Annotated in this window: 13 protein-coding genes; 6 read left to right on the forward strand and 7 right to left on the reverse strand. The window is 57.3% G+C overall.

Annotation, left to right across the window (positions count from 1 at the left end; genetic code table 11):
* Genes L0Y14_RS03040 through gshB form a run of 7 tightly spaced genes read right to left on the reverse strand, consistent with a single transcriptional unit; the run spans window position 1 to window position 5,453 of the window.
* A complete protein-coding gene (locus L0Y14_RS03040; RefSeq protein ID WP_006475714.1) occupies window positions 1-981 on the reverse strand; it encodes an aspartate carbamoyltransferase catalytic subunit in 981 nt (326 codons plus the stop codon).
* A complete protein-coding gene (pyrR, locus tag L0Y14_RS03045; protein WP_005963210.1) occupies window positions 978-1,538 on the reverse strand; it encodes a bifunctional pyr operon transcriptional regulator/uracil phosphoribosyltransferase PyrR in 561 nt (186 codons plus the stop codon). Before pyrR ends, L0Y14_RS03040 begins: the two co-directional genes overlap by 4 nt.
* A gap of 49 nt (window positions 1,539-1,587) precedes the next feature.
* Window positions 1,588-1,983, reverse strand: coding sequence for a Holliday junction resolvase RuvX (gene ruvX, locus L0Y14_RS03050; RefSeq protein ID WP_005963208.1), 396 nt, complete (start codon window positions 1,981-1,983; stop codon window positions 1,588-1,590).
* Window positions 1,980-2,543, reverse strand: coding sequence for a YqgE/AlgH family protein (locus L0Y14_RS03055; protein WP_005963206.1), 564 nt, complete (start codon window positions 2,541-2,543; stop codon window positions 1,980-1,982). The genes ruvX and L0Y14_RS03055 overlap by 4 nt, the downstream gene beginning before the upstream one ends.
* Window positions 2,544-2,584: 41 nt before the next feature.
* Window positions 2,585-3,469, reverse strand: a complete 885-nt coding sequence (locus L0Y14_RS03060; RefSeq protein WP_005963203.1) for an energy transducer TonB — start codon at window positions 3,467-3,469, stop codon at window positions 2,585-2,587.
* Between the two features lie 8 nt (window positions 3,470-3,477).
* Complete coding sequence (locus tag L0Y14_RS03065; protein WP_005963201.1) at window positions 3,478-4,509, reverse strand: FAD:protein FMN transferase; 1,032 nt, start codon at window positions 4,507-4,509, stop codon at window positions 3,478-3,480.
* Window positions 4,506-5,453, reverse strand: a complete 948-nt coding sequence (gene gshB / locus L0Y14_RS03070; protein ID WP_006475713.1) for a glutathione synthase — start codon at window positions 5,451-5,453, stop codon at window positions 4,506-4,508. The genes L0Y14_RS03065 and gshB overlap by 4 nt, the downstream gene beginning before the upstream one ends.
* Before the next feature lie 333 nt (window positions 5,454-5,786).
* Between gshB and L0Y14_RS03075 the strand changes: the two genes are divergently transcribed.
* From L0Y14_RS03075 to L0Y14_RS03100, 6 genes are all read left to right on the forward strand, one after another.
* Window positions 5,787-6,173, forward strand: coding sequence for a hypothetical protein (locus L0Y14_RS03075; RefSeq protein WP_039960219.1), 387 nt, complete (start codon window positions 5,787-5,789; stop codon window positions 6,171-6,173).
* Window positions 6,174-6,249: 76 nt separating this feature from the next.
* Window positions 6,250-6,978, forward strand: a complete 729-nt coding sequence (locus tag L0Y14_RS03080; protein ID WP_040820136.1) for a rhodanese-like domain-containing protein — start codon at window positions 6,250-6,252, stop codon at window positions 6,976-6,978.
* A 91-nt stretch (window positions 6,979-7,069) separates the two neighbouring features.
* Window positions 7,070-7,429, forward strand: coding sequence for a response regulator (locus L0Y14_RS03085; protein ID WP_050798746.1), 360 nt, complete (start codon window positions 7,070-7,072; stop codon window positions 7,427-7,429).
* 142 nt (window positions 7,430-7,571) lie between these two features.
* The gene (locus L0Y14_RS03090; protein WP_269747089.1) at window positions 7,572-7,964 is read left to right on the forward strand and encodes a response regulator; all 393 of its coding nucleotides are present in this window, start codon (window positions 7,572-7,574) and stop codon (window positions 7,962-7,964) included.
* A 195-nt stretch (window positions 7,965-8,159) separates the two neighbouring features.
* Window positions 8,160-8,765, forward strand: a complete 606-nt coding sequence (locus L0Y14_RS03095) for a chemotaxis protein CheW (protein ID WP_240991742.1) — start codon at window positions 8,160-8,162, stop codon at window positions 8,763-8,765.
* A gap of 62 nt (window positions 8,766-8,827) precedes the next feature.
* Window positions 8,828-10,864 (forward strand): methyl-accepting chemotaxis protein, encoded by a 2,037-nt coding sequence (locus tag L0Y14_RS03100; protein WP_138921933.1) that lies wholly within the window; start codon window positions 8,828-8,830, stop codon window positions 10,862-10,864.
* Window positions 10,865-10,902 lie beyond the last annotated feature (38 nt).

The following is a 10,902-nucleotide window of genomic DNA, read 5'->3' on the forward strand; positions in this document are numbered from 1 at the left end:
TTAAGCCTGGGCCTGTAGGTTCTGACGGCCGATGATCATTGAGATTACAGCCATGCGGATGGCGATGCCGTAGCTGACCTGTTGCAGGATTACCGAACGTGGTCCGTCGGCCACCAGTGAGTCCATCTCCACGCCACGGTTGATCGGCCCAGGGTGCATTACGATCGCCTCTGAGTCGGCTGCCTCCAGGCGCTCGTCGGTGAGGCCGTAGAGCTGAAAATATTCGTGCTCGCTGGGCAGCAGTGCGCCCTGCATGCGCTCCCGCTGCAGCCGTAGCATGATGATCACGTCGACGTCACGGATCCCCTCCTGCAAGTCGTGATAGACATGCACGCCGAGCTTGCGGGCATCGTGGGGCAGCAGGGTCCGGGGGGCGATCACCCGCACCTCGGAGACGCCGAGGGTGTTGAGGGCGAGGATCTGTGAGCGGGCCACCCGCGAGTGCAGGATGTCGCCGACGATCGCTACCCGCAGGCCGACGAATTCTCTCTTGTGGCGGCGGATGGTGAACATGTCGAGCATCGCCTGGGTGGGGTGGGCGTGGCGGCCGTCGCCGGCGTTGATCACTCCCACTCCGGGGGTGGCGTGCTGGGCGATGAAGTGGGCGGCGCCGCTGTCGGCGTGACGCACTACAAACATGTCCATGTGCATCGCCTCCAGGTTGCGCAGGGTGTCGAGTAGGGTTTCGCCCTTGGAGGTGGCGGAGGCGCTGATGTTGAGGTTGAGCACGTCAGCGGAGAGGCGCTTCTCGGCCAGTTCAAAGGTAGTGCGGGTGCGGGTGCTGGTCTCGAAGAAGAGGTTGGCGACGGTCTTGCCGCGGCACAGTGGCACCTTCTTTATTGTACGCTCAGAGACCCCGGTGAAGCCTTCGGCGGTGTCGAGGATCTCGGTCAGCAGCTCACGGCGCAGGCCGTCGATGGTGAGAAAGTGCAGTAGGTGGCCCTGCTCATCTAGCTGCAGGTTGGGCGTGTGACGGCTCATCGGGCCTCTCCTGTGTCGCCATTGCGCGAGCTGCGGTTGGAACGGCTGCCGATCACCAGGCCGAGTGGGCTTGGACCGGTGAGGGTGATGTGTTGGTCGGCGGCGAGGGTGGGGCGAAGCCCGACCACGTCGGCCTCGATCGGCAGTTCGCGGCCGCTGCGCTCCACCAGGGTGGCGAGGATTATCGAGGCCGGGCGGCCGTAGTCGAAGATCTCATTAAGCGCGGCGCGGATGGTGCGGCCGGTGTGCAGCACATCGTCGATGAGGATGATGTGGCGGCCATCCACCGGCAGCGGCAGGTCGGAGGGGTGCACCTCAGGATTCATGCCGATCTGAGTGAAGTCATCCCGGTAGAAGGAGATGTCGAGGGTTCCGAGCGGTTCTTGCAGGCCGAGCTCCTGGTGCAGCTGCTGCGCCAGCCAGACGCCGCCGGTGCGGATGCCGATCATCATCGGTGCATCGATACCCCGCTCATTGAGCAGGCTCCAGAGCTTGCCGGCCATCACGTCGATCAGTGACTCCACCGCGTCGGCGTCCATGAACTTCTTTATTTGCATCGATTGGGCTGCTCTCTGTCTGAATCTTTTTTGTTTCGGGTGGTGTGGCTCACTGTTCGCTGAGCCAGGTCTCGAGGATCAATTTGGCCGCTTCGGCGTCGTAATCTTCCAGGCGTTTGGCGCGATGGCCGATGCGGCTGCGCGCCTCCATCGAGGTGAGGCGCTCGTCGGCCAGGTGGACCTTGAGGTGAAAACGCCCCTCGAGCTGGCGGGAGAAGCGCAGCGCGGGCTGGGTGGCGTCGGTTTCGCTGTCGTCCAGGTCGAGTGGCAGGCCGACTACCAGCGCGTCGGGCTGCCACTCTTTGATCAGTTCGCCGATGCGCTGCCAGTCGATCTTCTGCCGGACCGGCAGCAGGGTCTCCAGGGCGCTGGCGGTGCCGCTGACAGTCTGGCCCACCGCGACACCGATCTTGCGTGTGCCGAAATCGAAGCCCAGCAGCGTCATGCGTGGCCGGCGTCGCTGCTGAGCAGGTTGAGGTCGATGCCGAGCAGGTCGGCGGCGGCCTGCCAGCGGCTCTCGCTGGGGAGGCGGAAGATGATTTCTTCATCCGCCGGGCCGCTCAGCCAAGCGTTGTTCGCCAGTTCATCCTCCAGTTGGCCATCACCCCAGCCGGCGTAACCCAGAGCGATGAGGATCTTGTCTGGCCCGTCACCGGCGGCGATTGCCTCGAGGATGTCCATCGAAGTGGTGACGCTGATGGCATCGGTAACCTTCAATGTGGACTTCCAGCTGCGTCCCGACTCATGCAGCACGAAGCCCCGGTCGCTCTGTACCGGACCGCCGACGTAGACGGGTTGTTGGTTGGTCTGCGGGTCGCTGCAGCTCAGTTCGAGCTGTTGGAAGATGTCGCCCAGCTGCAGTTCCAGTGGGCGATTGACCACGATCCCCATGGCACCGTTCTGGTGGTGTTCACACAGATAGGTGACGGTGTGATGGAAGTTGGGGTCGGCCAGCGCGGGCATGGCGATGAGGAAGTGGTTGGTGAGGTCGGTATTGGGCGTCATGGCTATAGTATCCGGCGGGGACGGAGCGGCTGCAACCGGCGTTACTCTGTGCCGAGGCGGTTGCTGCGCAGGAACTGCCAGGTGCGGGTGATGTCGAGCACGTCGATCTCTTCGCGGATGTTGCTGGGAAATGGGGAGTAGGGGGCGGCGAGGCGTACGATACGGATCGCTGCATCGTCAAGGATCTTGTGGCCTGAGGAGTGGAGCACGCGGACCTTCTCGATGGTGCCGTCGGCGCGTACCGCTACGTGCAGTACCAGGTTGCCGTAGAGTTGCTGGCGTTTTGCTGCATCCGGATAGTTGAGGTTGCCGATGCGCTCGACCTTGCGCCGCCAGGCATCCAGATAGGCGGCATACTTGTACTCCTTGGTGCTGGCGCTGATGGCGCGGCGTTTGGTGCGCTTGGCGTAGGCCTGGGTCTTCTCTTCCAGCTCGGCGGTGAGGCGGGCGATCTCCAGGGTCTTGCTGGAGAGCAACTGGGCGGCGGTGGGGCGCGGTGTCGGTTTCGGAGTGGGCTGTTCGACCTGCAGTTTGCGTTCGGCCTGCGGGGCTGCGATCACCTGCTGCTTGGCTGGCTGCGGTGGTGCCGGCGGGGGTGCCATCACGGAGCTGCGAGTGGGGGAGGGTTTGGAGGTGGGGATCGGGCTCTCTGCCGACTCCACCGAGGGGCGCTTCGGCAGGTCGGTCTCGCCGCCGCCTGCCTGGCTGACGGGGGCGAGGAAGTCGGGTTTCTCCTCCTCCGGACGCTGTTTGTCGAGGTTCGGGCGGATCACGGTGACTTCCAGGCTCTGCTGGCGATGGTCCGGCTTTTTGTAGTCCTGAAAATTGAACTGGATCCCCAGAATGATGAACGCGTGCAGGCAGGCGGCGGCGAACAGGGTGATGCCAAGTCGGTCGGTATGGGGTTGGAGGACGGCAGAGTGCATGGGTGAGGTCAGAGTGCTTCGCTGAGTTGGATCTGCAAGTTTGGATTGGTTAGTTCGATTCGTTGTGCCATGGCGGGGCTCATGTGGAGTTCGCCCAAGTCGTCGACAAGCAATACGTATTTTAGCCTCATTGAGCGGGCGATGCGGTACCAATCCCTGGGGCCTGCGATAAACAGCGCAGTGGCGGCGGCATCGGCGGTGGTGGCATCAGTGTGAATGACGGTGACCGAGCGGCTGCCGGTGGCGGGATAGCCGTTGCGCGGGTCGATAATGTGGTGGTAGCGGCGGCCCTGGTAGACGAAGTTGCGCTCGTAGTCGCCGGATGTGAAGACGCTCTCGTCGTTGTCGATCTCAATCACCGCGAACACTCCTTCACCCGAGGGGTCGCGGATGGCGATGCGCCAGGGTCGGTCGCCGTGATTGCCGATTGCACGCAGATCGCCGCCGGCGTTGACGATGGCATTGCGGATGCCCAGTTGGCGCAGGTGGTCGATCGCCAGATCGATGCCGTAGCCTTTGCCGAAGGCGCCGAAGTCGAGCTTCACCTGGGGGTTGTCACTCTGCAGGGTGATGCCGTTGAGTTTGAGGTCGGTGATGCTGGGGCGGGCGTCGAGCAGGGCCTGAATGGTTGTCTCGTCGGGTGGCTGGGGCGGCTCCTTTTTTCTGTGGAAACCCCATAGCTCGATCAGCTGACCGATGGCTGGATCGAATAGCTGTTCGCTCTGTTGCGATAGCCGCTGGCCGATCTCGATCAGCGGTAGCACCGAGGGTGGTACGGCAAATGGTTCGCCAGTGCGGATCATGCGATTGACGTAGCCGAGCGGGCCGGGGTCCCAAGCGTGCCAGGCGTGGTGCATGTAGTCGAAGTCGGCCTGGATGGCGGCGGTGGCCTGCTCTGCCGCCTGCTGGCTGACGCCGCTGATGTCGAGATCGACCAGGGTGCCGAAGGCGAGGAAGCGGTTGTGATGGACCGGCTGTGGTTCGCTGCAGCCGCTGCTGGCGAGTGCCAGCAGCAGCGCAAGCAGCAGGCTGCGGGTCACTGCAGTCGCTCCGCGATCCTATCCATCAGGTCGCCGGCGATGTCGAGGTTGAACTGACGGTCCAGCTCGCGGATGCAGGTGGGGCTGGTGACGTTGATCTCGGTGAGGTAGTTGCCGATTACGTCAAGGCCGGCGAACAGGATGCCGCGACGCTTCAGCTCGGGGCCGACTTGGGCGGCGATCCACTGGTCCCGCTCGGAGAGGGGTTGACCTTCGCCTCTGCCGCCGGCCGCTAGGTTGCCGCGGGTCTCCCCCTTGGCCGGAATGCGCGCCAGAGCGTACGGGACGGCTTCGCCATCGATCATCAGGATACGCTTGTCACCAGCGCTGATCTCAGGGATGAATTGCTGTGCCATGGTGAACTGGGTGCCGTGCAGGGTCAGGGTTTCGATGATGACGCTGGTGTTGGGGTCGTCGCGGCGCACCCGGAAGACGGAGGCGCCACCCATGCCGCCAAGGGGTTTGAGGATGATGTCCTGGTGTTGGTCGAGGAAGCTGCGGATCTCAGCGGCGCTCCGGCTGACCAAGGTGGGCGGAGTGCAGTCGTTGAATTCGCTGGTAAAGAGCTTTTCATTGGCATCCCGTAGCGCTTGCGGACGGTTGACTACCAGGCAGCCGCGGTGTTCTGCCTGCTCCAACAGGTAGGTGGTGTAGATGTACTCCATGTCAAACGGGGGATCCTTGCGCATCAGTACCACATCAAGTGAATCGAGTGGTGCCTGCCGCTGGTCGCCAAGTTGGTACCAGTTGCTGGCGTTGTCGCGTACCCTTAGCGGGCGCATGCGGGCATAGGTGACTCCGTCAGAAAGCGAAAGGTCGCCCTGTTCCATGTAGAGGAGTTCCCAGCCTCTATGCTGTGCAGCGAGCAGCATGGCGAAGGTGCTGTCTTTCTGGACCTTGATGGACTCGATTGGGTCCATGATGACGCCGAGGGTTGTATTCATAACTACAGTCTACTGTGTGTGTGGCTCTGTTTTAAGGGGATTTGGATCTGTCCAGTGGGTGCGTCGGCAAGATTATTGGTGTGGTTTTGATTTGACGCATATGCCCAAGAAAAGTAACCAAAGTCTGCTATATGTCACGCTTAGGGTATTTGTTCCTTCATTTCGAAGGAGCCCGCGTGTAGCCTTGATGACGAACGCACATCTTGCTATTTTCACGGACCCGGTTAGCTCCGGTGGCTAGGATGGATTCAGCCGAGAATAACAGATGGTTCACTGTCTTTGATGCTGAGTTGTGGGCTATATTCTGAACTCTATAAACCAAAGAGGTGTGATATGCCGACACAAACCAGCAGTCGGGGCGGTTTGGTGAAGCGGTTTTTGAGGTCTTTGGGGTTGTTTTTCCTTCTGATGGTCCCTGTTTTTGGGGCTGTGGTCGGGGCTGAGGAGGATTCATACCTCTCTGAAATTTCACTGGAAGCGGAGAAGTTGGACCGGGCAAAACCTGATGCCGTAGGAGAGAGCGCTGCTTCCGAGGTGGCGATCGAAGGAGCAAGTCAGGAGGAGTTTGAGGCTGACCTTAAGTCTCGATATGTGGGGAGTTACACTTTCTACATGAAACTCCCCCCGGCGAGCCAGGAGGAGGTATTTCAAGATTACAGGGATGGTGCTGCAATCAGTGATATTCGAAAGAAGATCATGGACCGATTCCTGAAGCGGTGAGGATTTGCGTTGCAAAGCTATGTTTTATCCAGTGAAGTCTGTCCTGATAACGAATAATTGGATTCTGAGGAAAAGCATGAAATCTCTCTTTGTCAGAGCACTTTTTTCTGGCCTTGTCTATTTGTCTGCTTGGTCCGTTTCCGCTGCTGAACTCGAAGTTGGTAAAGGTGGCAAGATCAGTCTGACCGCTGACAAGCTCTATCTGCACGTAATGCATGATGGGCGCTCTATCAAAGTGCAACGAGTGCAGGATCCTGACTATGTGCTCAAGGGCTACTTTGCAAAGACTGCACGAAAATGTCCGCCATTCTGTATCCATCCCATTGAAGTTGATCCTCGCGTGAAGACTGTCGGTGAGGTTGAGGTCTTTGAGTTCATGGAAAATGAACTGAGAGACGGCAAGGGGTTGCTTATTGATGCTCGTACTTCACAATGGTTCAGGCGGGGTACTATTCCAGGGTCGATAAACATACCGTTCACTGTGCTTTCTGGGGATGCTGAAAATCAGGAGATGATTGAAGCGTTGCAGAGGTTTGGTGTGAAACGGCGCGGTAATGTTGGTTTCTTTACCCAGAAGATGGAAAAGGTGGGTTTTTTTGACGGTAAGCTGAAGACAGAAAAGTGGGATTTTAGCAATGCTAAGGATTTGATCGTCTGGTGTAATGGTCCCGCCTGTGGGCAGTCTCCCAGAGCCATTAAGGGGTTGCTTGGAGTCGGTTATCCGGCTGATAAAATCTACTATTATCGAGGTGGTATGCAGATGTGGCAGTTGTGGGGATTGACAGTTGTTGTCCCGCAGAAATAGATTGTCACAAGTCCACTTCTAGGGCACTGCAAGTGAGGATTGTACGGTGAGTGCTGAAGATACGGAGACGGATATCTCAGGTGTAAAAGTAATGGTTATTGACGATAGCAAGACCATTCGACGCACTGCTGAGAGTCTTCTAAAAAAAGTGGGATGCGAGGTCATGACAGCGGTTGATGGCTTCGATGCGCTTGCTTTGATCGCGGATCATCACCCCGATGTTATTTTTGTTGATATCATGATGCCAAGGCTTGATGGATATCAGACCTGTGCATTAATCAAACATAACGAAGTATATAAGAATATCCCGGTCATCATGCTGTCGAGTAAGGATGGGTTGTTTGACCGGGCGCGAGGACGCATCGTCGGTTCTGAGCAGTATTTGACAAAGCCGTTTACCAAAGATGAGTTGCTGGGTGCCATTAGGCGCTATGCAAATAAAGCGGCTTGATTGCTTGGATGTTTTTGGCAGGGGTAGGTGAGAAGTAGGTGATTATGCCGCATCTCGTGCGGTTTGTTTGTTGATGACTATCTGGCGCACAAGACCCATGATTAAGAGATTTTTTCGCAAAGGGACAGACGAGAGCTCGGATGTGAACCGCGAAGCAGTATCTTCGGGTGGGGTGACGGTTCTGATCGTTGACGATTCTCCTACCGAAGTCCATGTTTTGAAGAAGATCCTCGAGAAGCACGGTTACCGCACTGAAGTGGCGAATGATGGTCAGGAAGGCGTTGCGATGGCCAAGCGTATCCGTCCTTCCTTGATCTTGATGGATGTGGTAATGCCGGTTCTGAATGGTTTTCAGGCAACACGACAATTAAGTAAAGATCAGAGCACTTCAGCGATTCCTGTCATCATGGTAACGACCAAGGATCAGGAGACAGATAAAAGCTGGGGGATGAGGCAGGGAGCCACTGATTATCTGGTGAAGCCAGTTGCACCTGCAGAGTTGATCACAAAGATTCGCAATGTGCTTGATCGCTAAGGGGCCTCTGAATGAATCTGGGCGGACAGAATTGTGAGGCTGAATTTTTCGCTGTAAGACAGAAATCTCAGGGTCGCTTAGCGACATCCTGTCGACGCGGCACTTGCACATCCCCGTATGGCGTAATAGCCGGCCTATTGTCTAGATTTTGCCCCGCGGGAAATGCCCTTGGGGTACGACGCAGCAGCGGGGAATTTGGACCGCAAGACTGCCGTCCATGATTCGTTTAGAGGCTCCCTAAAGACTATGGTTAACTGGCAGTTGGATACACCGGAGGAGCTTGTCCAGTTATTGCAGGTGATTGAACAACGTAGCCATGGGAATACGTTGGCCCTGCCACAACAAGACAAGGTGCAGTCTGCTTGGGAAGGCGTGTTGTTTTCCCTCGGGAAACTGAGCATGGTTGCTCCGCTTTCTGAGATCAGAGAAATTCTTAATTTTCCTACAACGCTCACCACTGTGCCCGGCACTAAGTCGTGGATGTTGGGGCTGGCGAATATTCGCGGAAACCTGGTTCCCATTGTTGATTTACAGTCGTTTCTTACCGGAGAGAGGACCGCTCGGGGCAGAAGAAGCCGGGTGTTGGTCTTCAGTGGCCCGCAGATGACTACCGGCGTGTTGGTTGGGGAGATGGTTGGTATGCGCCATTTTTCGGAAGAGGATCTGATTGAGGTCCGCGGAATTGGTGAAAATCTGAGTAGTTATGTCCAGTTCGGATTTCGTCAAGAGGGGAAGACCCTGCCGGTTTTCAGTCTCTCCAGTCTGGCGGATGATCCGGCATTCCAGGTTGCGGCCAGATAGAATTAAACGGTTTAGACATTAATTGATTTACGGGCATATATGAGCTTTCAGGAGACATGGCAATGAAGGTAAGAGGTGTGGGCGGAGGCTTGCCGTCGAAAAGGGCCTTGACGGTGTTAACTGTGCTCCTGATTGCTTCTGTATTTTTGGGGCTTGTGACGTTTATCCATACGACGCAGCAGGAAAGTTACGAGGAACAGTATCTGTTGCGCACAGCTGAGCAGCGAGTGTTGGCGCAGCGGATCGCCAAATTTGCGATCTCTGCTGCACGGGGCGACCGCCAGGCATTTGCACCTCTACGATCAGCCCGTGACCAGTTCGAAACCGTAATGACGGAGTTGAAAAATGGCTCAGAGGCCGACGACCTGCCGGGGTCACCGGTGCAGGTCATGCTTCCTTTGCGAAAGGTGGAAAATGCCTGGCTGGAACTGCGTCAGAATGCGGACGAAATCCTAGCCGCACAAGAGCCAATTCTGGCGATCGGTGAGTTCATCGGTGTGATTTCTGAATTTGTTCCCCAATTGCAGGAACTCTCAGAAGAGGTTGCGCAGGTGTTGATCGAGAAAAATGCGTCTCCGCAGCAGATCTTTATCGCTTCCGAGCAGCGGATGTTGGCTGAACGTATCCAGGCGAAGGTGAGCTTGGTGCTGGCTGGTGGGCAGCAAACGGCAGCGGCGATCGACCAATTTACACGGGATGCGGATCGGTTCGGCCGTGTACTCGATGGCCTTCTTGAGGGCGATCCTGATCTGGGGGTTACTAAGGTGGCAGATCCAGTTGCAGAGCAGCGGTTGAGGGATATCGCCACACTGTTTGGGACGGTGAGTGACCATGCTGATGAGATTATCGAAAATATTCCAGCAGTGTTGCCCGCCTTGGAAGCCGCCTCAAGCATGAATGAGATTTCGGACAGAACCAGTGAGGCAACCGAAAACCTGATTAAGGTGTATGGCGAGTCTCCCGGGCGTATCGAGATTCTCGGTGTCAAGGCGGGCCCCGGTATGGTGGCTGCCTTTGGTGGCTTAGCGGCGGCCTTCCTGATCATCCTTGGTTTTCGGTTGGTACTGGATGCACGCCGTCGGGAAGAGGCGAGTAAGGAGCAAAACGAGAGCAACCAGCGGGCTATTCTGCGTCTACTCGACGAGATGGGTGATCTGGCTGATGGTGACCTGACGGTAACGGCCAGCGTAACCGAGGATATTACCGGTGCGATCGCCGACTCGATCAACTACGCGATCGAGGCGTTGCGCGAGCTGGTAACCACCATCAACCAGACCGCGGAGCAGGTATCCAGCTCAACCCAGGAGACCCGTGCTACGGCCATGCATCTGGCCGAGGCAAGTGTCCATCAGGCGGAGCAGATAACCGATGCCAATGACGCCATCAAATCGATGTCCTTAGCAATCGATCAGATGTCGAATGATGCAGCCGAATCGGCAGAGGTTGCCCTCCGCTCGGTGGATATTGCAAGCAACGGAGCCGAGACCGTACGTAATACCATCCAGGGCATGGATGCGATTCGCGAACAGATTCAGGAGACCTCGAAGCGAATCAAGCGTCTTGGTGAGAGCTCTCAGGAAATCGGTGATATTGTGGAGCTGATCGACGATATCGCAGATCAGACCAATATCCTCGCACTGAACGCTGCCATGCAGGCAGCCATGGCCGGTGAAGCGGGTCGTGGTTTTGCGGTGGTTGCGGACGAGGTCCAGCGTCTTGCAGAACGTTCGATTAACGCAACAAAGCAGATTGAGGCACTGGTTAAAACAATTCAGGCAGATACCAACGAGGCTGTTACCTCGATGGAAGCCAGTACTTCGGGTGTGGTGAGAGGAGCGAAGTTGGCAGAGGATGCCGGTGAGGCTCTGATGGAGATCGAAAGCGTATCTCAATATATCTCTGACCTTACCGGTAAGATTGCGGAGTCTGCCAAGGCGCAGTCGGAAGCTGCAGTAGGTGTAAACGCCACCATGAACGTGATCCAGGAGATCACCACGCAGACCTCCGATGGTACTAGCCAAACCGCGGCATCGATCGGTGCGCTGGCCGACTTGTCAGACGAGCTGCAGAAGTCTGTAGCCGGTTTCCGTTTGCCTTGATGGAGCGATGATGCCCCGTCGCGAAACTGAGTGCAGTT

The organism is Candidatus Endoriftia persephonae (genome assembly GCF_023733635.1).
Classification (GTDB): Bacteria; Pseudomonadota; Gammaproteobacteria; order Chromatiales; family Chromatiaceae; genus Endoriftia; species Endoriftia persephonae.